Source organism: bacterium (genome assembly GCA_023382385.1).
GTDB lineage: Bacteria > Electryoneota > RPQS01 > RPQS01 > RPQS01 > JABWCQ01.
In genome coordinates, this window is record JAHDVH010000002.1 from 68,433 (window position 1) to 92,611 (window position 24,179).

The window sequence follows — 24,179 nt, forward strand, 5'->3', positions numbered from 1 at the left end:
TCAAACGATTCAGCGGCGTATGAAGACTCGTGTAACCGCATGAAGGCTGTTCCAACAGCGCATGTATCACATCATCATTCGCGGGTTGCCGACCGCCAAGTCCCTGCGTCTCTTCTGAGGCGATCCAACTCTTTCCAGTGATTCTCAATCGCGTCGCGGCCGGATTCGGTTAAGCTGACCAGCGTGTTCGGCTTCCTGCCGATGAATTGTTTGGTGATGGTAATCAGTCCGCCAGCTTCGAGTTTGGAGAGATGGCTCGAGAGGTTGCCCTTCGAAAGTCCGGTCAGGCTGTTCAGATAGAGAAAGTCAGCAGACTGACAGGCCGCCAACGCGGTGAGAATCGCGAGCCTTGACGAGTCGTGAATAAGCCGGTCGAGCTCGGCAATCTGCTTAAACGGCTCCGACATCTTCGGCCACCTTTCCACCCAGTGTGCGCGTGACCAGCAGATGATCAGACAGTCCGCCGAAGATCATCGCCGTGCCGGCCAGCATCCACGTCACAAACCCGCGCTCCAGAAACGGCGAGCCGGCCGGCCAGTCCCGCACTCCGATGAAGAGATTCAGCGCAATCATCGCCAGCGCAATCCATAAATAGTGCGCACGCCATTGCCGCCCCACCATCCAGAACTGCAGCAGAAACCACAGCGCAAAGATCACCGGCATCACGAACGGCCGCGTCCCCAGATACTTGTCAATCAGCAGTCCGCCAATCAGAGCGGGAAATGCCAGGAGGCTCCAAGCGGTCGGACCGTAGCTGCGTTTTGCGCCCATCACGGTGCCAAAGCGACGCATGTAATACCACGAGACACCGAGGAATCCCAGTAAACCCAGCGGCAGCACACAGGCCAGCAGCCAAATCTGAGGAATCACTCCAATTTGCTCGAGCGCAATGGCAAAGCACACGACGCCCCAAATCACCCAGCGCAACCCGTGAAGCTCATAATACTGCTCAGTCACGAACTTGATTTGTTCAAGGCTTGTCATTTCTATCTCCTCGTTTAGTTTGCGTTGCAAACTTGTTTGCAATATAGTTGCAAAGGAGGCAAATGTCAAGCAGATAGTTTCAAGATATCTTAATAAAATAAAATAACTTACAATCAAGAGCGTTCAAAAGAGAGGCATCACAAGCTGTCCGAGTTCAGAGCAGTGGCTATGGGCAATGGGTCACGACTTTGAAGAAACCGAGTTCGGGCAGGCTCGAAACCCCTGTCAGACCGTATGAAGCGGATCCTCCGGACGGGAGAATCTCTTCGGCGACAATTGTCCAACCGGCGGGGAATTCAGCCTCCCCGTCGTCAGATTGCCAGAGCGAGTAGCGGGCAGTGGCGCCGCCGATGTTGCTCCAGCGAAAGTTCAATACATCCTCCCCGACTGCGACGGAAAGATTTGCAGGCGGGAGGTTCAGACAGTCGTCGCACTCATCGGGCACGCCGTCCAGGTCAAGGTCCTGCGAGAAACCGAATTCGATGTCACAGCCATCGGCGATGCTGTTGCCGTTGCAGTCTATCATATTGTTGGGGACAATTTTGAACAGCTCACCTCCGTTCAAGTCACAGATATAGAGTTCACCGAACGCATCCTCTCCGAAGCTGGAGATATTCTCAACCAATCCGGCGGGCGGAGTGAAGGCGGCGGTCCAAAGGGTCGAATCGGTCGTGCCGTTCGCGCCGTCCCAGCGGAAACTCCAGATGTCATCCGAGCAGTAGTCCGCGTAGAAATAGGTTCCGTAGAGTTCGGGGATTGCACAGCCGCGATAGACATAGCCACCGGTCACCGAGCAGCCGTCATTGTGAGAGTAGACGGTCACGGGAGCGGTGAAGGCGGGGTTGTTACAGTTGCAGGCGGGCTGCCCCCACGTCGTGCAGGAGAAACCTTCAAGACAGCGCCAGCCGTAGTTTCTGCCGCCAGTGTTGGCAGGTTCGACATTGACTTCTTCCCAAGCGTATTGCCCGACATCGGCTAAATACAAGTCGCCTGTCAGACGGTCGAAACTCCAGCGCCACGGATTGCGCAGGCCGAGGGACCAAATTTCCGCGCGATAGCCTCCGACCCCAACGAACGGATTGTCTGCGGGAATGCCGTAGTTGAGCGGTGCCTGTGGCGAGTCCACGTCAATCCGCAGCATCTTGCCGAGCAGTGTGCCGGTGTTTTGTGCGTTGTTCTGCGGGTCTTCACCCGAGCCGCCGTCACCGAGTCCGATGTAGAGATAACCGTCCGGTCCGAATTTGATGCAGCCGCCGTTGTGATTGCTGAAGGGTTGAGTTTGCGTGAGGATATTCAACCGCGAGGTTGCGATGGCGCTGTCGGGGTCGGCGGATGCCGTGAAACGCGCAATGACACTTGTGCCGCTGTTGTCATTATAGCTGACATAGAAGTAGCGGTTGGTCTGATAGTCGGGATGAAAGGCCAGACCGAGCAGCCCGCGTTCATTGCCCGTGTTGATGACGAGAGAGTCGATATCCAGAAACGGCACGGGGTCGAGCACGGCGGTATCGAGATGATAGAGTCGCACGCGTCCGGTATGCTGTTCGAGAATAAAGATGCGTGCGAAATCGCCGGGTGCATGAGTGACGTAAAGGGGCCGCGACAAACCGGAGGCAATGCGGACGGTGGTCTGGGCGAGGAGCGGAGCGGAAAGTGCGAAGAGAGTCAGCAGCAGAATCATCCGTTTCATGGTCATTCATCCTTTGGCTTATGGACATCGTTGCGTCCATAAGTTACGCCAAAGGGTCAGAATCATGCAAGGAGATGGCGTCAGAATCCGGAATTGCTGACAGGGGGTCGGAATGGCACGAGGCTAAGTCAGCTTGAAAAGGCAGGAAGATACGATGAAAGGATCAGGAGGAGGTCGACATGCTGACCCTAATGTAATACATTTTTTTGTATTTGTCAAGTCCTGTTGCTTAAAACATGTTAATATTGAACATATGAATAATAGACAAGACCCTCGGAAACTTCGGATAGGAAAAACGAGTAAAACCGATGACGGCTTGACAAACGGGCCGGATTTTGCGTAATTGTTTCTAATGCAAAGACGCCGACACACATACCTTAAGATAGTTTCCGTGGCCCTGTTGCTCGCGTTTATGACGAGTGTGACGGTGCCCTATTGGTGCTCGACGGGGTGGTGTTGCGGCAAGCTGGAAACTGCGCAGACGGCGAAGGCCGAAGTGCCGAGCTGTTGTGCCCACGAAGCGCCTGCACTTTCGAGCAAGACTGCGCAACAGGATGGCTGGTGCAGTGAAACAACGCACAGCAATAAGGCTGGTGACAGCGGCTGTGCCACAGGGTGCTGCAAGCTTGCGGCCAATGTTTATGTGCTGACGCTGGTCAACAGCGTAGAGCTATTGTCTCCCGTTGCGATGCTGAATCCGCAAACCGCGCTGAATACGGGTATCGAATTGACGGATTACGTTCCTCAACCTCCGCGAGTTCTCTCTGCATAGAATTGCAGGAGAACTCCGTCCGGTGCTCTCCTGTGTGATACTGGAGAGAACGGTCAACCAAGAATACTGGGCCGCTGTTCGACAGCGGCCTTTTCGTTGAGGAATAAGATGAAAAAGAGAATTGCGTGCATCGCGTTGGCTCTTCTGCCCCTGCAGTTGTGGGCGGCGACGCTGCGCGGCATGATTCACGATCAGGAAACGGGTGACGTACTGATTGGCGCAACGGTCATGATCGACGGCACCCAGCGCGGCGCGGCAACAAATCCGCGCGGGATATTCACGATCCCGAATCTCGATGCGGGGTCATACACAATCAAGATTTCGATGCTCGGTTTTGAGCCGCTGGAAACCGCCGTGACGTTGGGCGAGCAGGACACGGTCATGCTGCATCTGGCGCTCGCACCGTCGGCGGTGCAGATGGGCGAAGTGAACGTCGAAGCGGAACGACTCCATTCGGGAATCAATCAGAATTCCACGACGCGGCAGGAAGTAATTGCCGCGCCGGAGTTGCAGGCGCGTTCTAAAGACGGTGGTTTGCTCACGGCATTGCAGAATAAAACGGGTTTGCGCACGAAGCCCTGTGCCTTGTGCGGCTCGGCGGGCATCGGATTGCAGGGATTAGACCCGTCCTACACCGAAATCAATGTGGACGGTTTGCCCGTGCTGTCGGGGTTGGGCACGCTCTATGGACTGGACGGCATCTCGGTCGCCGACGTCAAAGAGATGCAGGTCACGAAGGGGTCCAGTTCGAGCCTGTTCGGCAGCGGTGCAATCGCGGGCGCGGTGAATCTGGTCAGTACGCGGCCTTCGCTGACTCCCACTGTGTTGACCAATATGTCAGTGGACAATAACGGCAAGAGCACAGTGTCGGCGAGCGCGTCAGGATTAACAGGCAGCATTCCGATGCGGCTGTCGGTGATGCACGGCGCGGAGCCGACATATGTGGATAAGGATAAAGACGGGCTGACCGATACTCCGAAGTATCGTCGTTTCAATTTGAATTACGGCGTTGACCCCAAGCTCGGCAAAGGGAATTTGCGGCTGGGCGGGCGCTATTACAATGAACACCGCTATGCGGGCGAAACCAACTGGAACAAGTCGCTGCGCGGCGGGACGGACGTCTACGGTCGTGACATTCTGACTGACCGTGGCGAAGTCTCCGGCAAGTATGAGTTTCCGGTCACGTCCAAGTTCAAAGGCTCGGTAGAGAGCGCGTTCGTCCATCACGAGCAGGAGTCGTGGTACGGCGCGACGTATTACAAGGCGCAGCAGGAGTTGTTGTTCGGCAAGAGTTCGGTGCGCGGCGAATGGAACAAGAATCACGCCTCGGTGTTCGAGCTGTTTGTCAACCATCAGGATTACCGCGACAATTTACGGCTTCCAGTGGAGACAGATTTGCTTTACACGACGCCCGGCGCGACGGTCGAGCACACGATTCATCTGGACGATACCGACCGCGTGACGGTGCAGGGCGGGACGAAGGTGGAGTTGTGGGACGAGTACGGAGTACAGTTTGTGCCGCGCGGCTCGCTGCTTTATCGTCCGAATGCTGCAACGGGCATCAGACTCTCGGGCGGAGCAGGATTTCGTCCGGTTTCGATATTCAGTTTGGAAGAGGCCGCGCACGCGGGATTCGAGAATGTGATTGTGCCGAAGACGCTTGCACCAGAGCGCAGCACGGCGGGGTCGTTCGCGGTAAACCGGCAGTGGATTAAGACCGACTACGCGGTGAACAGCGACGTTTCGGTATTCTATACGCACTTCGACGACAAGGTCGTGCTGCACTATGGGCATCACGCTGGAGAGACGGTCTATGCGAATTCTCCGGAAGCCTACGCACTGGGCACGGAAGTGCAGACGGGAGTGTCGCTCAACAGCGGCTGGTCGCTCGATTTAGGCGGCAGAATCTCTAAAGTCAGATATGACGACGGGACGGGCGTCTTCCGCAATGCGGAGTTTCAGAGTGTTTATTCAGGCAACGGCGGGTTGACCAAGCATTTGCGCAAGCAGAATATGAACGCGGAAGTGAATGTGGGAGTGTTCGGTCCGCAGTATCTGCCGGAAGGACGCGGGCGCGAACAGTCGCCGGCGTATGCTATCTGGAATCTCGGATTGTCGAAGTCGTGGAAGCACGTGACGTTGTCCGGCACGGTCAATAATCTGTTTGGCTGGACACAGCCGGACAGACCTTATCTCAGAGATCAGGACGGCAATCTGCTGCTCGATTCGTCCCTGATTTACGGACCGCAGCTCGGGCGGACGTTCTCGATGGCTTTGACGTGGAAGTACGGCGGCAAGTAGCCGCACGAGTGATGTAAACTCAGACAAGAAATCCATTCAGCATAATCAGGAGTTCAAGATGTTTAGAATCGTTTTGCTTGCAACAGTAATTTGCGGCACAGTGTTCAGCGCCTATGCCGAAGAGAACGCGGCCGAAAGCGTCGGTGCCGCAGGGAAGTATCCGTTAACGGTTTGTCCCATCAGCGGAGAGACGCTGGGCGGAATGGGTGAGCCGGTGACAAAAGTGTATGACGGGCGCGAAGTGAAGTTTTGCTGCGGGAACTGCGTCGCTCCGTTCGAGAAGGACCTTGCAAGTTCGATGAAGAATCTCGACCAGCAGATAATCGCCTCCCAGAAGGCGTCGTATCCGTTGGAGACGTGTGTGGTCAGCGGCGAGAAGCTTGGAGGAATGGGTGAGCCAGTCGCTCACATGTACAAGAATCAGCTTGTGATGTTCTGCTGCGACAACTGCATCAGCACATTTGAGAAGAGTCCTGACAAGTATTTGTCTAAGATTGAGGCTGCGGCGAAGCAGGCTGAAACCGAACACAAGGAGTAAGCTGGTGACGCGGACGGTACTGACGATCCTATTGTTCAGCGCAGTCAGCTTCGCCCAGAAACCTTTGTTGTTCCAGCCGTGCATCATGTGCGAGATTCTGGACGACGATACCTCCTCCAAGGTTCTCGAGTTTTTTGCCGAGTACAAGGGCAAGGAGTATGCTTTTGACACGGACGCGCATCGTGAGGCATTCCTGCGTGATCCGGAAGTATGGCTGACGTGGAATGACGAACTTGCACCAGTCGGAAGGGCGACGCTCGTTCCGTCCTGAACGGGTTGACCCGGCGAGGGTGTGCTGCTCGGTTCGAGCAGTTTAAGAAAGTTTTCGTTCAGCGGACGCTATGTTGACACAACCGTCGATCGCCCGCGCTGGCGGTTTACGGGAGATTACCTGTTTCATCCACGAGTCAATGCAGGGTTGGAGTTCAATCCGGCAGTCTCGGAAGTCACAATACGGGGTAATATCCGCGTGGTGGATGAAACTCGACTGTCGCCCAACATATCGTTGGGCACCTCCAGCGATCGCATCGGTTCACCGGAAGGCACGCAATGCTACTACGGGACGTTTGCCAAGACGATTCACAAGTTGCCGGTGTCGCCCTATGTTTCGGTGAACTACAGCGAGTGGGAAGACGGCCTGACCTTTCCGTTCGGGGCAACGTTTCGGTTGTCGAAGAACTTCAGCACCTTGCTGATGAATGATGGACTGAAGCCGCACGCCATGCTGAACTTCGACTCAGGCCAAGGCTGGGGAGTATCGGCGCTTTGGATTTGGTTTGAGCGCGCCGGTGCTGCGTTTTCGGTGGGATTATAGGAAGTTTCGGTTAAACCTCTTGCGATGGGGTGTGTCCAACCATTGGATGACCGAAGTCGTGGACAGATCGGCAGAGAAAGGACCCCAATGCGGACAAAACTCAAGTTTCTCGTGACTCTGGCCCTGAGTGTGGCGATGCTGCCATTTCTGGCGGGCTGCGATGAGAGTGCGTATTACTATGATGACGGGTCCTACCTGACGGATGAAGAAGTTCTGACGGATCTGTTTCTCGACGACGATGAGATGGAAGGGCCTGACGTTTGGCAGGACGGCTCGGATGGGTGGGGTCTGACCGCAGGCGGTCTGGGTCAGCTTGACGACCCGATTGACCCGCTCGGCTGGTGGAGAGTCGGACGGCGCAGTGCGACACGGGTGATTGTGGAATTCGATGACAATAACCACGCGACACTGACGAGGGTTCGGAGATTCAACGGGACCTTTCGCCTGCTGACTGACATGAACGGCAACTCGATGGAGACCGTCGAGAAGCCGATGTACAACGAACTTGTGCGCAAGGCTCGCGCTGTGCGAGTGCGCCATTCGGATGATCCGCGTCGCAACTGGAGGATCGTGGATGTCACACCCGAGGTGCTGCGCAGTTCGGCACCCAATCCGAACACGGTAAACATCCTGAACATGACTATCGTTGGACGGAATGGCGACGTTGTGGTTGACATTGACCGTCCGCTTCGGAGCTATTTCGGCCGCGAGGAATTACCGCGAGTCTACGCAGGCGAAGTGCTGACGGTATATGTTGAGATTGAAGGAGCGATGCCCGGGCCGGTGGGCTCACTGCGTCCGGATGTGAATTACGGTGGACGTCCGCCGCGAACCGTGCTGCGCGATGACGGTGTCACACCGGACGTGATCGCAGGTGACGGTCTATATACCGGAAGTTTTCGCGCCAGCCAGCGGCGCGGGGTGTATCATGTCGGGCTGGATTTCATCGACCATGAGACGATTTTCGACGACGAATCGCCTTACGACGCGACCGGTTGGGGCGTGCCCTATGTGGTCGTCAACAGGTGACAAAAGATTATTCCAACGCAGGACTGTTCTGCTAACGACATGACCTGCATAGACGAGCAAGCCCCGCATAACGCGGGGCTTTTGCTTTGCCTGACTCCAGCGTGCTATTCAGTGCCCTGCACGGCGACGACTTGAAAGATGGCAAATTCGGGATCAATGACGGGAATGACGTGAGCGTTGTCTACGGTGACCGCGATGATTTCCTCATCCGAGAAATCGCCGGCAATGGAACGCATCACGAAGTAGCGGGTCGCGCAGAAGACACGATCCCAGCACAGCTTGAATCCCTCCCCCTGCCGCAAGAGCATGGCCCGTGCGGGCGGTTCTATTCCCATGCCGAGCAGATCGCGAATTGTGCAAATGACTGCATCGCGCTCGTCAGGACCAAAGCTCTCGTAGTTTGCATAGTAGCGAATGATCCCTTGCTGGTCCACGACGAGGTGTCCGCGACCCTCATTATCGGTCGAAGACGACCCTCCATTTTCCATATCGTACGCATAGCCGGTCGTGCGGCCATTGTAGAGCAAAGTATAGCTTATCCCCGAATTGGCGCGAAACGTCGTGTTCACGTAGGTGCGGGGAAGGTTCCACACGTCAATTCCCAGCGTCACGACCTCAGGATTTCCAGCAAACGCCTGATAGATCTGTTCTGAAAGCGGGCCGTCGGAGATGCAAATCGGGCAGGTCGCCCCGAAGAAGTTCAAGTAGACGACACTGCCCTGATAGTTGGAAAGCGATTCGGTGCCTTCATCGGTCCGATTCAACGTGAAGTCCGGTGCGACCATTCCCGCGAAAGGCCATGCGCCCGCCAGCCCCGCATGCAGCAACCCAAAAATCAGCACGCAGAGGAAATGACGCCGATGCGAGCGAATCGTACCAAGCTTGACGAACCAGTTACACATGACCGCTAAGATATATTGTCGCTATTGGGAATGCAATAGAATTAAACGGTCTGCTCGAAGATTCGCGGTCCGGAGTGGCAGAGGCTATGGCAAGCTATTCTATGACTTTAGGAATTTTTTATCCAGTTTGCCATAGGGCAATTTCATTGAAGAGAGGCATTGCGGCCTCAGCAGCCAGATTCGGAGCGAAAGCAGAGACTAAGTATTTGTTTTGAATTAAAAAGAACGGCGCGAACCGATGCCCGCGCCGCCTAAGCAAAACAAAAATGAAACACTTAGAACAGGTAGATCGTGAAGAACAGCAAGATCCAAATCACATCGACAAAGTGCCAATACCACGAAGCCGCCGCAAAGCTGAAGTGCCGTTCTGGCGTATAGTGACCCAGTCTTAGGCGGAAACCGACGATGAGCAGCATGATGATTCCCGTGGCAACGTGCGCGCCATGGAAACCCGTCATGGCAAAGAAGTGAGAGCCGAACATCCCGCTCTGCAGGGTGAACTGGTCATAGGTCTTCAGGAAGCCGTATTCGTGTCCTTGAAATCCCATGAAGATGATCCCCAGCAGAATCGTGAGTCCGGTCCACGTGCGAGCGGCGGCCTTGCGGCCATGCTTCAACATGTGGTGCGCGATTTCCATCGTGACGGACGAACTCATCAGAATCAGCGTGGCAATCGCAGGCAGGGTGGTATCCAGATGCGGCGCCCCGACGGGAGGCCACTCAGGAAAATTGAAGCGACTGTAATAGTGATGCGCGAAGAAGGAGCCGAAGATGGCAGCCTCCGAGACGAGGAAGAGCTTCAACCCCATCTTCATCCAGCGGTCATCTTCGAGCACGTCGGGAAGCTCGGCATTTTCCTGGATCAGCGCCTGCGACCAACCCATCAAACCGGTGACGGTCAGAAGACCGCCAATCACCATGATCGATACGGAGGTCGACGCATCCCAGAGCCAGAGCAGGAATCCGAGCACGAGCAAGCCGATTGCCAACGCCAAGAAGATTGGCCAATAGCTCGGCGGCGGCAAGTGAATGTGCTCGTGTTGGGCGTGATGCCCGTCTTGTGCGGCGGTTGGCTGCATGCTATACTATTTGCGAGTGAGAGAAATCAATGAAAACCGTAGCGCTGGAAGTTCACGCCATAGTGCACCAGATAGATCAAACTGAGCACGGTGACAATGACGACGGAGGTAACAAGCCAGAAGACCAATTTCCTGTTACGGTGTCTGACTTCAGGTGGAATCGGCTGCGAGTGCATCACTTGCCTCCCGAGCTTTGCGCAACATTGGGAATCTGACGATTCTTCTCCATCTCTTCGGCATTCTTCTCGAAGATCGTGTAATGGAGCGTCACTTGTTCAACCTTTGGATCCATATCGGCACTCAAGACGGAAATGACGGTGAAGGTCTTTTCTTCGCCGGGGGCCATAGTCTGGTCGTCGAAGCAGAAGCACTTGGTCATCGTGAATTTGGTGGCCGCCTTCTCCGGCAGAATCGAATGCACCGGTCTGAAATGCACGGTGTCCTTCGACATATTCACGAAGCGATATTCATTTTCGAAGGGCTTGCCGACTTCCACAGTCTGCACTGACTGCTTTGGCTTGAAATAGACGGGCAGCGAGCCGGCCGTGACGCCGGTGTAGAGCACTTTGCACATGCGGCCCGTATCGGCATATTCCACATCATTCAGCGGCGAAATCGAGAAGCCGATCTTCTGGCAGAACATTCTGAACAGCGGCACCTGTGCATAGGTGAACCCGAACATGATGATGATGACGGGTATCAACAGCAACAGAGCCATGCGCTTGTTCTTGCGCTTCTGTTCGGGAGTCTTATAGTCTTGCGATTCCAAGGGACAATTCCTTCGCAGTCCGAGTCACGGGAGTCCGCGCTTGGTCTGCAGCGGTGCGCTATTTGCCGATGGCCACGTCGGCCATAATGATGACAAACAGCGCGGTCAAATAGACAATCGAGTATTTGAAGAGACCCCAGGCGTAGTTTTGTTCCTGTCTCTTCAAGAGTTGCCAAGCTTTGTAGACGAAGACCGCGCCTAAACCAAGGGCAGCGGTCAGATAGAGCAATCCCGCGTGCAGGAGCAGCGAAATCACGACGAGCGCCAGCGTATAGACCATGATCTGGCGGTGAGTTTCGCGGTCGCCCTTGATGACGGGGAGCATGGGAATCTTCACGCGCGCATAGTCATTTTTCACACACAGCGCGAGTGCCCAGAAGTGCGGCGGAGTCCAGAAGAAGACAATCAGGAACAGCAGCCACGGAGTAAGCGATACGGAACCGGTCGCGGCGGCCCAAGCGATAATCGGAGCCATCGCTCCGGCGGCACCGCCGATAACGATATTCAGGTGCGTGCGCGGCTTCAGCCAGAGTGTATAGTAGAAGCTGTAGAAGGCGATCGTGGCAAACGCGGTGAACGCGGCAAGCCAGTTGAAGAGCAGTCCGAAGAGCAGCACACCGGAAACTCCGCAGGCGATCACGAAATACAGGGCAGGACGCGGCTCCAGCGATCCCGTGGCAAGCGGGCGGCGATTCTTTGTGCGGCCCATCTTGGCGTCAATGCCGCGCTCAAAATACTGATTCAATCCGTTGGCGCAACCGCCTGTGAGCATCAGGCCCAGCATCACCGCCCAGAAGCGCCAGTCATTCGCCTTCAGCGACCCTTCAAGCATGAGCGCCGCCGCGCCGGTCAGCAAGACCAGCAGCATGATGGACGGCTTCATCAGGTTTACAAAATCGCGAAAACGGGACATGTTGCTCCAAGGTTGCGCCGAGCGAGTCTGAGACTGCGTCGGCAGGCATTCGAACTAAACGGCCGGAACAGCTTGCGTCTTAGGTTCCACAACGTCTTCGGAACGCGGTACGTAAGCAATTTCGTGTGTCACGATAATCAGGACCATGAAGAGCAGGAAGGCAATCGAAAGGTGCAACATGGCCATATACGGTGGCACTTTCATCAGCAGATTGCCAATACCGAGCAGAATCTGCAGAACGAGAATTGTGGCGGTTGCCCGCAAGGCGACTCGCCCGCGCGCTGAGATCGGCTCTTTCATGGCCCGCACGATGAGGTGAATCACGAGACCCGCAACGACAAATGCCCACCAGCGATGAAAGAACTGAATCAGAATCTGGTTCTGCCAAAGATTGGCAATTGCAGGGGAATACCACTCGCCCCATAACACGGACATCGGCGGCACCCAGTGGTCACCGACCTTGGGCCACGTGTTCATCATCAGTCCGGCACCCGTTCCGGCGACCAATCCACCCGAGACTATCTGAATAAGCGTCGCACCGATAGCTTCCTTGCCGAAGCGCTGCAACTTGCGGGCGTTGGGCCTTAAGGGGTCACCCCACCGCGAGAGCTTCAGAGCTTGCCAGAACAGCAGCGCGAAGATGATATAGGCCGTGCCCAAATGCAGGGACAAAACGGCTGCCGCCAAATCGAGCTTGACAACCATTCCTCCCAGCACGGCTTGAAAGATGACGAGCGCCGCGCCGACCAGCAACGGTTTCTTAGTCACCGCCCAGATTTCCGGTTCTTTGCGCGCACGCAGGATAATCGCTAAGTAGACGATACCCACCAGCGCGGCGAGAAAGCGGTGGAAATACTCAATGGCAAATTGCATCTCAAACGTCGAGAGCGACATGCCGTCGGTCAATGCGGGGTAAGCCTGCTTGTAGTCGTCAAAGACCTTCTGCCATCCGCTGTCAGAGAACGGCGGCAGTAAACTGCCGTTAATCAGCGGCCAATCAGGGATTGAAAGGCCAGACCCCGAAATGCGGACAAACCCTCCCCACAGCATCAGCACAGTGATGAGCATGGAGAGGAGCAGCAGCCATGAGGCCAATCTGCGTGCGGGAGATATACCTGTCATGATAAGGTTCCAGTTCCGGCGGATAAACTGTTATCGGCCGCGGCCGCGCAGTAGTGCACGACCATTCAGGAATAACCAGCTTTGAAGCTGTGTCTTGTAATGAGTATAACTTAGATTACGAGACGACGGGAATCGTCTTAAAGTTTTCTTTCGGCGGCGGCGAGGACGTCTTCCATTCGAGACTGTCCTGAATATCGTTTGCATCCCAAGCGTCGTCGCTTGCGGTCACGGGTTGACGCTGCGCTTGAATAATGCTCCAAACAAACAGCACACCTCCGACGAGCATGAAGAGATATCCGAACGACATGAACTTGTTGAGTCCTTCAAACTCGGGGCGATAGACATAGGTGCGGCGGGCCATACCCTGCATCCCGACCCAGTGCATCATGAAGAAGGTCATGGACATGCCGATATACATTAGCCAGAAGACCACGTTGCCCAATTTTTCGGAGAGAAACTTTCCGGTCATCTTGGGGAACCAGAAGTAGGTGGCCGCAAGCAGCGACATCACGGAGCCGCCGAACAAGACGTAGTGAATATGTCCGACGACGAAGTAGGAATCATGCAGCTGAATATCGACGGGCACGTTGCCAAGCCAGACACCGCCGATTCCGCCGAACACGAACAACGAAATCATCCCCAGTGCGAATTTCATCGCGGCCGTGAAGCGCAGCGTGCCGCCCCACATCGTGGCTAACCACGAGAAGACTTTGACACCGGTGGGGACGGCGATCAGCATGGTCATGAACGCGAAGAACGCACGAACCCACGGGGACAGACCGGTCGTGAACATATGATGCGCCCAGACCATAAAGCCAAGGATACCAATGGCGGCAATCGCGTAAACCATCCCCGTGTATCCAAAGACGCGTTTTTTGGAAAACGCCGCCACGATATGACTGATTGCCCCGAAACCGGGAACGATCATGATGTAAACAGCAGGATGCGAATAGAACCAGAAGAGATGCTGATAGAGCACCGGGTCGCCGCCTTCAGACGGACGGAAAAAGCCCGTTCCGAAGTGCCGGTCGAGCAGCACCATTGTTACTGCGCCCGCGAGCACCGGCGTACCGACGAGAATCATGAAGGCGTTGGTCAGCCACGCCCACACATAGAGCGGCATCTTCATCATGCTCATGCCGGGAGCGCGCATGTTGAAAATCGTAACGATGAAATTGATCGCGCCGAGGATGGATGATGCGCCGGTCAAGTGCACGACCAGGATCCACATATCGACCCCGGGCGTTCCGCTATATTGCGCGGACGTGAGCGGTTGATAACTCGTCCATCCGCCGCCGGCGGCTCCGCCCTCGACAAAGAAACTGGCAATCGCGATCAGTGCGGCAGGAATCAACAGCCAGAATGAGAAGGCGTTGAGCTTGGGGAAGGCCATATCGCGCGCGCCGATCATGATGGGCACAAGGTAGTTGCCGAAACCTGCCATCGCAGGAATCACGACAAAGAAGATCATAATCGTGGCGTGCATCGTGACGAACTGGTTGTAGAGTTCAGGGGAAACCAGTCCGCCCGAGCTTTCCCAGAGCTGCGCGCGAATCATTCCGGCAAGGAATCCGCCGATGATGCCCATGACCAGCGCGTAGACGAGATACATGATCCCGATCTCTTTGTGGTCGGTGGAGGACATATAGCGCAGCAGCCAATGCTTCTGAGCGGTCTCAGCCATTGACCACCTCGCTTTCAATTATCGACGGGATCATCGCACTATGAGTGCCATCGGCATCCGGAGTGCCGCTCGTGCCGGTCTTCTTTGCTTCAAGCCAAGCATCAAACTCGGCATCACTTACCACTTCCACATCAATCCACATTTCTCCATGCAGCGGGCCGCAGAGTTCGGCGCACTGTCCTTTGTATTTTCCTTTGGGAGCCTTGAACCAGGCATGCGTGATGCGTCCCGGGTTGGCATCCTGCTTCACACCGAAACTCGGCACCCACCATGAGTGAATCACGTCCACGCTGGTCAGGTTCAGCGTGATGACCTTGTCGGCCGGCACAACGAGCGGCTCGTTGGCATAGCCGATGTCGTAGCGCGGAAGACGATATTCCCAGAAGAACTGGTGGCCGATTACTTCAACAACGAGGTCGGATTTTGGAGGAACTTCAATCTTCTTCAATGTGCTGTAAGCCGGAATGGAGATTGCGATCAGCGTCAGCACAGGGATAACCGTCCAGAGGATTTCCAACTTGAGATTGTCGTGGAATGTGGCCGGTTTGTGTCCGCGCTTTGCATTGAACTTCCAGATCGCGTAGACCAGCAGCACCTGCGGCAGGAGCAGGAACGGCAGAGTCAGACCCAGCATGATGTTGAACGTGTCGCGCACTTCCTGAGCCACGGGCGTGACGGGATCGAAGATCCACGAAGTCACAGGATCCGCGAACGCGGCGGCCGGAAGAAGCGCGAGTGCCAACCAATGAAGAGACGTTTTGGACATCAGGAAGGATTGCCCTATAGTGAATTTGAAAATTCGAAACAGAGGAGCCGCCACGGCTCGAAGTTCAATTTGACGAAAGCCTCTGAATGAACGCGTAGAGTTGGTCCAGTTGGGCACGCGTCAAAGTCCCGAACCCGGGATGAATCCGGCCGGGCCGTCCGTTGAGAACGATGTCATCAAATCTTGCGCGATTGGACAGCCACGGTGCGCCGGTTGCGTAGAGCGGCGCGGTCTGACCATAGCGATACGGGTTCACCGAAACGATTACATTGCTCATGCCTTCGCCGCGCTGACCGTGGCAGGACGCACAACGGTTCAAATACAGTTGCGCACCTGCGTCGTTTGGATCAAACGTGTGCGGCCGATTGTCTGCCGGGGTGTAGCCGGACTTTTTGATCTGCTGCATGGCCAGCGCAATCGGGATGCGGCCCTCATTGGACTCGCCGCCTTGCTCCGCTGTGGCCGTTCCCGCATCACCTGCTGCACCTGCGGGTGCTTCCGGAAGCTTTGCCAGGACCGCGTCATCAGTCGGAGCTGGATTGGGAATCAACGTTCGGACATAGTGCACCATCGCCCAGACGTCGCGCGCCGGCAGCAGCGAGAAGCTCGGCATCGAGGTTCCCGGCGAACCCTTCATGAGGGTATTGTAGATGGCCGCGACATCGGTACCATACTTGAACTGCTCAGTCTTATAATTACGCGCAGGCGGATTCAAACCTGCTGAGCGCGGACCATCCCCCTGGCCATCGTTGCCGTGACAGGACGCGCAGTTAATTTGATAGAGCATTTTGCCGTCGGCAGAAAGTCCGGTTTCCTGGGCCAGCGCGCGGTGATTCACAACCTTGGAAGCAGGGACTGCCTTGACGGGCGGGGGGAGCGATGCGCCGATCTGCTCCCCGGTGCTGAACTGCCACTTGAAAATCACGACAATCAGAATGATGCCGAAGATCGTGACTGGCACGTACAGAAAGAGACTGCTGTTCTTGGGGCTAACGTCGCTCATTTACTCCCAGAACCTCCAGTTTGCGCTGGCTAAGACGTGCGGATCGCCGACCGGAATCAGCGAATGCCTGCTCATCCAACGGGACACGAAAAATCCGAATAATCCGGTGAACATGGCGAGCGTGCCGAGTTCAATCCAAGCAATCGGAACAAACGATGAGTGGTGAGTGGGCACAGAGATCCAGTAGATGTCGAGGAATTGCCCGATAAGCACGCCCCAGCAAACGACCATCAGCCACAAATCATGTTTCTTCTGCCCTTGGCCGAGCAGGCCGAAGAACGGCAGCACGAACTTGAAGAACCAAGTCGCGTAGGCCACTTCGAGCCAGCCGCCCTCAGAACGCTTCAGATAGAAGAAGGTTTCTTCCGGCAGATTGGCATACCAGATGAGCATGAATTGCGAGAAGCCGACGTAGCACATGAAAATCGTGAAGGCAAACATCAGTCCGGAGATGTCCTTGACATGGGACGGCGTGGCGACATCCTTCAACTGACCGTTTTTCAGTTTGACAAAGACGATAATCATCAGCGCGAGCGTGCTTTGGAAAATGCCCGCGAAAGTGTAGACCGTGAACATGGTCGAGAACCACTTTGGCTCCATGCTCATCAGCAAGTCATAGCTGAAGAAGGCGAACGTCGGCGCAAACAGGATAACGGCCACGATTGCGAACTTGGTGGCCTTCGGAGACAGGTCGTGATTTCCGCCGGCGTCCTGCGCAATGGAGTAATTGATGAATTTCCGCGCGACGAAAATCCAAATCAGGAAGAACAGTATATTGCGTCCGGCAACCATGTCAAAGCTCAGCCAGCGCATTTTCGCTGAACTGTGTATGTTGTGGTCATGCCCCATCCAGCTGTAAATACTGGCACCTTCCATGTACATACCGACGAGCATGATCAGGAACAGCACGAACGCGACGGGCAGAAACGACATAAACGCCTCGGCAAGGCGGCGCGGAATAATCGCCCATCTGGCATTGACGGCGCGATTGATGGCGATAAACATATAGCCGCCGAGCGAGAAGCCGGTAAAGATAAAGACGGCATTAAAGTAATTCTGCCAGGCGCGCGTGGAATCCACTGCCAGTCCTCCGAGGAACGCAAGCGCTCCCAGCGCGATTAAGCCGATGAACAACGAGTTCAAAGACTTCGGAAGACTCAGTGGTCCCGGATTCTCAATATGTGTTACTGTTGCGTGAAGAGACACTTTTATTTGCTCTCCTTATCGCTTCGGCCAGAGCACGGGTTTTGCCGTGTCTGGCGCGTCATCTTCAAAACTGAAATTGCCTGTGGCCATAGCCAGACTGTCCTGCGGCAGCGGATGTGCGGCGCGCTGCAAAGCGCGGATGTAGTGAATGATAGCCCAGCGCTTATCCGAAGGCACCTGCTGCTTGTAGCTTGGCATCAGCCCCTGACCCATCATAATAGTGTGATAGATGCGGCCATCGGGCCATGCAAGCAGTTTCTCCGACAACAGTGATGGGGGCATGGTGAACTTCGGAACGATGTAGCCCTTGCCGTCGCCGGTTACTCCATGACACACAACACAGTAAGTATTGTAGTATTTGCGCCCGGCCTGCAGCACATCTTCTGTCGGAGTCAAGGGATTCGCCAGGGCATTCGCCGCGCTCGTGTCCAACAGTCCAATCGTATACGGTTCAAAATTAACGGGCACGGTTCCCGCAGGCGGCACTTTCATCCCCACTCCATTCGGCGAATGCGGGTCGAACTCCTGTGCTTTCAGCGAGGCCTGTCGGTACATATCAGGCATGTATTCGAGATTCGGGAAGCTCTTCTTGCCGCAGGAAATCATCAGGAACGCCGCGAGGAGCAGCGCAACATGTTTAGACATGCTTCACCTCCTCGGCTCCGTGCGTCTTCAGATAGTTCTCCACGTCGGCGGCATTGACTCCATCAAGCGGAATCACAAGACCGAACTTGTTATCGGTGAAGCGCTCGTCATGTACCACCGGTTTCGTCGTCGGCAGCTTGCAGGCGGCCCACATGGCAATAAACGTCGAAATACCGCCTATCAAGACACCACATTCAAACATGATTGGAAAGAAGGCGGGCCAAGCGTTAAAAGGCTTGCCTCCGATGTTCATGGGCCACTCCACGACGTGCACCCAATACTGAAGCGAAAAACCCAAAATCGCTCCGGTCAGACCCATGCCGAGCGTCACCCACGGCACCCACGACTTGCCGATGCCAAGCGCCTTTTCGAGGCCGTGAATGGGATACGGTGTCAGCGCGTCCAGCCGTTTCCAGCCCTTCTGCCGCGCACCGTCCGCAGCATGCAACAACACATCGGGATCGGAATAGACTCCGATTAGAGCGCGATCAGCCATGGAGACCTACCTTCGACGTATCCGCCGGCTTGGGTAGAGTTTGCTTGATTTCAGCCATTGCAATCGTCGGGAAGACTCGTACGAATATCAGGAATAACGTAAAAAACAAGCCAAAAGCGCCGATAGTCCAACCGAAGTCGTAGATAGTCGGCACGAAGTTGTCCCAGTTAGTCGGCAGGAAATCGCGATGCAGCGAAGATACGATAATATTGAAGCGTTCAAACCACATCCCGACGTTCACCAACAACGAGACTACAAACATCACTGGAATCGACCGGCGCATCGAGCGGAACCAGAAGACTTGCGGCACGGCGACGTTGCAGAAGAACATGATGTAGAAAGCCCACGAGAACGGTCCGGTCAGGCGGTTCATAAAAACATACTGTTCGAACGGATTCTCGCTATACCATGCCACGAAGAACTCGGTCAGATATGCGTAGCCCACGAGCATGCCGGTCAGGAGGATGATTTTGTTCATCAACTCCATGTGTGTGATGGTGATGTAATGTTCGAGGTTGAACGCCTTGCGCATAATCACCAACAGCGTCACCACCATTGCGAATCCCGAGAAGATTGCGCCGGCCACGAAGTAGGGCGGGAAGATGGTGGTGTGCCAACCCGGCAGAATGGACGTGGCGAAGTCGTAGGACACCACCGTGTGCACTGACAACACCAGCGCGGTGGACATACCTGCAAACAGCAGGTAAGCCTTCTCGTAGTGGTTCCAGTCGCGCATCGAGCCGATCCAACCCAGCGAAAGCGCGCCGTAGAATTTCTTACGCAGAACGTTCTTGGCCTTATCCCGCATCGTGGCGAAGTCGGGCACCAATCCGGTGTACCAGAACAGCAGCGAAATCGTCAAGTATGTGGAAATAGCAAAGACGTCCCACAGCAACGGCGAGCGGAAATTCACCCACAACAGCCGGTCGTTGGGATAGGGCACCAACCAATAGGCAACCCACTGACGGCCGGTGTGCAACAACGGAAAAATTCCGGCCGTGCAGACCGCGAAGATGGTCATGGCCTCTGCGGAACGGTTGATAGCGGTACGCCACTTCTGCCGCAACAAAAAGAGAATTGCCGAAATCAGGGTTCCGGCGTGACCGATACCGACCCAGAACACGAAGTTCGTGATATCGAACGCCCAGCCGTAGGGGTGACTGATACCGAAGATACCCTGACCGCGGACGAGCAATATATAGATGACGATGACGCCTATACCCAGAAGGCCCGCAGCGGTGAGAAACGCGAGCCACCAGGCGACGGACGGCATGCGTTCGGTCGGCGCAGTGACATCGCGCGTTACATCGTTCAGTCTGATATCGGTTGAGAGAATATGCTCCGCCGGAACGCTCACGAGTGATGCCCTCCGTCGTGGTTCTGTGCCCCGCCGTGGCCGCCATGGCCGCCGTGCGAGTCGCCGGCGCGCGGCGGACGATTGCGCAGTTTGGTGAAGTAGGTCACCTGCGGCCTCGTGTTGATTTCGCCAATCACATGATAAGCGCGCGGGTCTTTGTTCATATGGGAAACTTGACTATCAGGATTGTTCGTATTTCCGAAACTGATCGCGTTGGTCGGGCAGGACTGCTGACAGGCCGTTTTGATGTCGCTGTCCAGCACCGGGCGATTGAACTCGCGTGCACGCTCCTTGCCTTCACGAATTCGCTGTTGACAGAACGTGCATTTTTCCATGACACCCTTCTCGCGCACTGTAACCTCAGGGTTCAGCACAAGCTGGAGCGGATGCGGTTCGTAAGCGGCGAACGTATACTCGTGCCAGTTAAAGCGGCGCACCTTATAAGGACAGTTGTTTGAGCAATATCGCGTCCCGACACAGCGGTTATAGACCTGCATATTCAGGCCTTCTTCGCTGTGAATCGTCGCCACGACCGGACAAACAGTTTCGCAGGACGCGTTATCGCAATGCTGACAGAGCATCGGTTGATACGTAAATTCGGGCTCGTGCTCGTCGCCGCTGTAGTAGCGGTCTACGCGAATCCAGTGCATTTCGCGGCCCAAACGAATCTGAGCGACACCGACGACCGGGATGTTGTTTTCGACCGAACAGGCGGCGATGCAGGCGTTGCAGCCGATGCACGCAGTCTGGTCAATCGCCATTCCCCACTTGTTACCCTTGTATTCAAACTCGGGGTACATCGACATCAGTTCATGCTCATGCCAATGACCGGCTTTCGGGTCATTCAAGTAGGAGTCAAACGTCGCCTCGGCGACAATCGGGCGCCCTTCGGTGTAGTTGTGACCCTGCACGTCCGGCAATTCCTCCCAGCGGCCGGTCTTTTCAATCGTCACGGCATCCCCTGCCGTGCGCAAGACCCCGTTGCCGACGGTGCACAAGGCAAACGCATTGCCGCCGATGCCGTTCCCCACGCGACCGACGAACTCGCGGCCCCAGCCGGTTTCAATTGTCACAACATCCTCGATATCGCCCGGCTGCACGTGCACCGGCACTTCAATCGTCGCGCCGTTTGCCGTGACGCGAACGTAATCTCCATCACGCACGCTCAATTTGCTCGCCGTTTTCGGCGCAAGGTTGGCAAAGTTCGTCCAACTGACGCGCGCGACCGGATGCGGTAGCTCCAGCAGCCACGCGTTATTGCCATTGCCGTCTACACTCACGAGCGGCGAAGGCATCACCACTAATTGCAGGTCTCCGCCTGTTCGCGGCGCGCCCAACTGCGCCAATCCTGAGCCGGAATATGTGCGTGCAGACGGCTGCTTGCGCAAGTCCAGGACTCCATCACGCAGCGCACCATGCCAGAATGACTTGAAGTCCGCAGGAAACACACTCGCCGAATAGACCTTGGTCTGCCACGTGGCCATCACGTAATCATGCCAAGTGCCTTCAAACTTACCCAAGCCTGCGCTGTCGGCGGTTTGGGCAAATTTGATCAGCGACTCTTCCGAAGCGCGGCAGTCGTGCAGCGGCATGACCGCGGGTTGAATCACGGAATACAGACCAGCCTGCGGCTCCGCGTCGCCCCAGCTTTCCAGCCAGTGCAGACCTGGAAGTAAATAGGTAGCCAATCGTCCGGTTTCATCGGCACGGTCTCCCAGATGAACAATCGTCTTGGCTTTCGCAAACGCGCTCTTGATCCCGGCGGATGCAGGTAATGAGTAAACCGGATTTGTTCCGTACACAATCAAGACGTCAATCTGTCCGCCGTTCAGCCGATCAAGCAGGTCTTGCATGCCGAGGAATGACCCCTGCGCCTGCAGCGAGGGCGATCCGTTGCCGTCGACCGTAACCCCTTCGTTGCCGAGCATCGCATTCAGCAGGCAGGCGACAAGCTGATGATCCAGAGAGTCACCGCCCATGACTATGCTCTTGCCTCGAGCGGCCCACAGTTCTTCAGCAATGCGACTAATCGTGCCGGCCGCAAGCCCATTTTGTGATTCAACCTGCTCCGGACTGAAACGGCTAATCGCCGATTGTGCACTTCCATCGAGCGAAATCACACTATGACCTGCGCCGGACAGAGCATTAGCAACCGCCAAACCGAATCCGACGCTCTGTCCGGGCTTCATTCTGAAGCGTTCGTCCGCATTGGAAGCGGTAAAAGACGTGGTGCAATCCGCGCTGACGAGCTTGTTAAGTCTATTGTCCTTCACATGGCGTTTCTGGCCGAATCCCACTTGCCACTCAAGACTTGAATACCCTGTTCCGAGCGGGTCGGCTTCCAGACAGAACACATACTCTGCCTGATCGAAGCGATAGGACGGCAGTACTGCCGCGCCATAGGAAAGCTCGTTGGCCTTGCGGGCAGCTTCATGCGTCCACGCGTCATAGGTATAATGCTTCGCACCAAAGCTTTCGCAGAAGTCCGCAATCACCTTCGTGCGCGCCGGACCGTGCACGGTCCCCGTAAGCACGGCAACTCGTCCTTGAGCAGCCTTGAGAGCGTCCGCGATTTCAGTATCCGCCGTGCCCCAGCTGATGACACTTGGCACACCGCCGGTCATCTTCAGCGGGCCCGTCAAACGGTCGGGGTCGTACAGATTGAATACTTCATACTGGCCGCGCGCATCCAATGTGCCCTTTGAGAGCGGATGCTGCGGATTCCCCTCGAGCTTGATCGGACGGCCTTCGCGCGTCTTAATCAGCACACCGTTACCCTGTGCTCCACCGGCGGCGGACGCGTAGTAGTTGGGAATCCCGAGTGTGATCTCTTCAGGTTGATTGATGTACGGAATGATCTTCTGCGCCGGTCGCAATCCGCAACCCGCAGTCGCAAAGACCATCGCCGCGCCCGACAGCTTCAGGAAGTCGCGGCGCGAGACGTTTTTTTCTTCTCCGCCGTTCTGCTTGACCTTGAGTTCTACAAATCCCGCGACTTCAGAGAGCAGCGTCGGCTCGCCGGTAAGCGAGAACTTGCCCGCTTGCTCGCGGTCGAAGAACTCCTGCGGCTTGGAGTAGAACTCGGAGTGCTTGACGGCCAAAGTCTTGTCGTCACCCTGAAGCTCGGCAAGTGTCGTCCAATGACGTTTGAGTTCAGGTGCGGGGGCCGCAGGTGGATTAATGGGATGCTCTCGGCTCATTGGTGGCAGGCGTTGCAGTCTTGTGGACCACCATTGTCACGGTGGCATTGCAGGCAGTCGCCCATGTTCAACTTTCGGTATTGATAAACCTTGTCCATGGTTTCCACGGGTCCGTGGCACACTGCGCAATCGAAGCCCTTCCGGATGTGCCACTGGTGAGAGAAGAAGGCATGATCGGGCACCGAATGAATGCGTTCCCATTCAACCGGCTTCCCCGTGTTGTAGGCTTCGGTGAGCTTGATGATGTTGGGCTTGTCCACCGCAACCACGCTATGGCAGTTCATGCACACGTTGAGCGCGGGCACGGTGGCATGCTTGGAATGCTCGGCCGAACTGTGGCAATACAGACACGGAATGTGATTATCGCCCGCATGAATCTTGTGGCTGAAGGGAATGGGCTGGGGCGGCGCATACCCTTTGTTGCTCCAGGCCCACATAAACACATTGTAGCCAAATACCAAGAAAGCTACGGTGTAGATCAGGCCAAGGACCTTTCGGCTCACAGGCAGTTCCTAAGAGTTGGTGAAAAAATACGCAAACTACCCCTCGCCGTACGACTTTATATTAAGCCGTGCGGGACAAATCAAAGATATGCATGAATTTGGCGGCCCTTGAGAGAATCGGAATCGGGCCAATTCGGGGGGACTCAAACAGAACTTCGGAAAACGGCGGTAATATAACAACTCTGCCTATCGGAAGCAACGGTGAATTCATTGAAATCTGTGCAACTTAGGTGCACCAGAAGAGACAGAGTAGTCTTACTTCTTGTGGGTCAGACACTGTTTTAAGGACTTAAATGTCTCAAAAAATAGCGTCAGTTTCTAACATTTTTACAGAATTGGACGGATTAAGTCAGATTAACCCCAAGAAAAGACCCGACTTCTATCTGTCGGGTCATTATGAATCTGA

Annotated in this window: 24 protein-coding genes; 6 read left to right on the forward strand and 18 right to left on the reverse strand. The window is 55.6% G+C overall.

From position 1 onward, the window contains the following. Window positions 1-74: 74 nt before the first annotated feature. The 3 genes from KJZ99_04620 to KJZ99_04630 form a co-directional block, all read right to left on the reverse strand. A complete protein-coding gene (locus KJZ99_04620) occupies window positions 75-407 on the reverse strand; it encodes an ArsR family transcriptional regulator (protein ID MCL4305174.1) in 333 nt (110 codons plus the stop codon). Then, complete coding sequence (locus KJZ99_04625; protein MCL4305175.1) at window positions 391-984, reverse strand: hypothetical protein; 594 nt, start codon at window positions 982-984, stop codon at window positions 391-393. Before KJZ99_04625 ends, KJZ99_04620 begins: the two co-directional genes overlap by 17 nt. Before the next feature lie 166 nt (window positions 985-1,150). After that, window positions 1,151-2,665 carry a PQQ-dependent sugar dehydrogenase gene (locus KJZ99_04630; protein MCL4305176.1) on the reverse strand — a complete coding sequence of 505 codons (1,515 nt, stop codon included), beginning with the start codon at window positions 2,663-2,665 and terminating at the stop codon, window positions 1,151-1,153. Between the two features lie 400 nt (window positions 2,666-3,065). Between KJZ99_04630 and KJZ99_04635 the strand changes: the two genes are divergently transcribed. The 6 genes from KJZ99_04635 to KJZ99_04660 all read left to right on the forward strand — a co-directional run bounded on the left by KJZ99_04635 (window position 3,066) and on the right by KJZ99_04660 (window position 8,128). Further along, window positions 3,066-3,446 (forward strand): hypothetical protein, encoded by a 381-nt coding sequence (locus KJZ99_04635; protein MCL4305177.1) that lies wholly within the window; start codon window positions 3,066-3,068, stop codon window positions 3,444-3,446. 108 nt (window positions 3,447-3,554) lie between these two features. Continuing rightward, a complete protein-coding gene (locus tag KJZ99_04640; GenBank protein MCL4305178.1) occupies window positions 3,555-5,747 on the forward strand; it encodes a carboxypeptidase-like regulatory domain-containing protein in 2,193 nt (730 codons plus the stop codon). Window positions 5,748-5,805: 58 nt separating this feature from the next. Next, the gene (locus tag KJZ99_04645) at window positions 5,806-6,285 is read left to right on the forward strand and encodes a hypothetical protein (protein ID MCL4305179.1); all 480 of its coding nucleotides are present in this window, start codon (window positions 5,806-5,808) and stop codon (window positions 6,283-6,285) included. Window positions 6,286-6,289: 4 nt separating this feature from the next. Further along, window positions 6,290-6,556, forward strand: coding sequence for a hypothetical protein (locus KJZ99_04650; protein MCL4305180.1), 267 nt, complete (start codon window positions 6,290-6,292; stop codon window positions 6,554-6,556). Between the two features lie 21 nt (window positions 6,557-6,577). Then, complete coding sequence (locus KJZ99_04655; protein ID MCL4305181.1) at window positions 6,578-7,099, forward strand: hypothetical protein; 522 nt, start codon at window positions 6,578-6,580, stop codon at window positions 7,097-7,099. An 87-nt stretch (window positions 7,100-7,186) separates the two neighbouring features. Then, on the forward strand, window positions 7,187-8,128 hold the full coding sequence (locus tag KJZ99_04660) for a hypothetical protein (protein MCL4305182.1): 942 nt from the start codon (window positions 7,187-7,189) through the stop codon (window positions 8,126-8,128). 104 nt (window positions 8,129-8,232) lie between these two features. Here KJZ99_04660 and KJZ99_04665 read toward each other — a convergent pair whose 3' ends face one another. The 15 genes from KJZ99_04665 to KJZ99_04735 form a co-directional block, all read right to left on the reverse strand. Beyond that, window positions 8,233-9,030, reverse strand: coding sequence for a TlpA family protein disulfide reductase (locus tag KJZ99_04665; GenBank protein ID MCL4305183.1), 798 nt, complete (start codon window positions 9,028-9,030; stop codon window positions 8,233-8,235). A gap of 275 nt (window positions 9,031-9,305) precedes the next feature. Further along, the gene (locus KJZ99_04670) at window positions 9,306-10,109 is read right to left on the reverse strand and encodes a heme-copper oxidase subunit III (GenBank protein ID MCL4305184.1); all 804 of its coding nucleotides are present in this window, start codon (window positions 10,107-10,109) and stop codon (window positions 9,306-9,308) included. 26 nt (window positions 10,110-10,135) lie between these two features. Further along, complete coding sequence (locus KJZ99_04675) at window positions 10,136-10,285, reverse strand: hypothetical protein (GenBank protein ID MCL4305185.1); 150 nt, start codon at window positions 10,283-10,285, stop codon at window positions 10,136-10,138. After that, window positions 10,285-10,878: a cytochrome c oxidase assembly protein gene (locus KJZ99_04680; GenBank protein MCL4305186.1), complete on the reverse strand. Its 594-nt coding sequence runs from the start codon at window positions 10,876-10,878 to the stop codon at window positions 10,285-10,287. Before KJZ99_04680 ends, KJZ99_04675 begins: the two co-directional genes overlap by 1 nt. A 58-nt stretch (window positions 10,879-10,936) precedes the next feature. Then, on the reverse strand, window positions 10,937-11,791 hold the full coding sequence (locus tag KJZ99_04685; protein ID MCL4305187.1) for a heme o synthase: 855 nt from the start codon (window positions 11,789-11,791) through the stop codon (window positions 10,937-10,939). Window positions 11,792-11,845: 54 nt separating this feature from the next. Beyond that, window positions 11,846-12,913 carry a COX15/CtaA family protein gene (locus KJZ99_04690; GenBank protein ID MCL4305188.1) on the reverse strand — a complete coding sequence of 356 codons (1,068 nt, stop codon included), beginning with the start codon at window positions 12,911-12,913 and terminating at the stop codon, window positions 11,846-11,848. 115 nt (window positions 12,914-13,028) lie between these two features. Next, window positions 13,029-14,597 carry a cytochrome c oxidase subunit I gene (gene ctaD / locus KJZ99_04695; GenBank protein MCL4305189.1) on the reverse strand — a complete coding sequence of 523 codons (1,569 nt, stop codon included), beginning with the start codon at window positions 14,595-14,597 and terminating at the stop codon, window positions 13,029-13,031. Then, entirely contained in the window at window positions 14,590-15,363 is a 774-nt protein-coding gene (gene coxB / locus KJZ99_04700; protein ID MCL4305190.1) for a cytochrome c oxidase subunit II, read from the reverse strand. The genes ctaD and coxB overlap by 8 nt, the downstream gene beginning before the upstream one ends. 64 nt (window positions 15,364-15,427) lie before the next feature. Beyond that, window positions 15,428-16,366 (reverse strand): c-type cytochrome, encoded by a 939-nt coding sequence (locus KJZ99_04705; protein ID MCL4305191.1) that lies wholly within the window; start codon window positions 16,364-16,366, stop codon window positions 15,428-15,430. Next, window positions 16,367-17,572, reverse strand: coding sequence for a hypothetical protein (locus KJZ99_04710; GenBank protein MCL4305192.1), 1,206 nt, complete (start codon window positions 17,570-17,572; stop codon window positions 16,367-16,369). Window positions 17,573-17,587: 15 nt separating this feature from the next. Then, window positions 17,588-18,217: a cytochrome c gene (locus KJZ99_04715; GenBank protein ID MCL4305193.1), complete on the reverse strand. Its 630-nt coding sequence runs from the start codon at window positions 18,215-18,217 to the stop codon at window positions 17,588-17,590. Next, complete coding sequence (locus KJZ99_04720) at window positions 18,210-18,713, reverse strand: DUF3341 domain-containing protein (protein MCL4305194.1); 504 nt, start codon at window positions 18,711-18,713, stop codon at window positions 18,210-18,212. The genes KJZ99_04715 and KJZ99_04720 overlap by 8 nt, the downstream gene beginning before the upstream one ends. Next, window positions 18,706-19,986, reverse strand: coding sequence for a polysulfide reductase NrfD (nrfD, locus tag KJZ99_04725; GenBank protein MCL4305195.1), 1,281 nt, complete (start codon window positions 19,984-19,986; stop codon window positions 18,706-18,708). The genes KJZ99_04720 and nrfD overlap by 8 nt, the downstream gene beginning before the upstream one ends. A gap of 80 nt (window positions 19,987-20,066) precedes the next feature. Beyond that, complete coding sequence (locus KJZ99_04730; protein MCL4305196.1) at window positions 20,067-23,270, reverse strand: TAT-variant-translocated molybdopterin oxidoreductase; 3,204 nt, start codon at window positions 23,268-23,270, stop codon at window positions 20,067-20,069. Next, on the reverse strand, window positions 23,267-23,707 hold the full coding sequence (locus tag KJZ99_04735; protein ID MCL4305197.1) for a cytochrome c family protein: 441 nt from the start codon (window positions 23,705-23,707) through the stop codon (window positions 23,267-23,269). Before KJZ99_04735 ends, KJZ99_04730 begins: the two co-directional genes overlap by 4 nt. Between the last annotated feature and the right edge of the window lie 472 nt (window positions 23,708-24,179).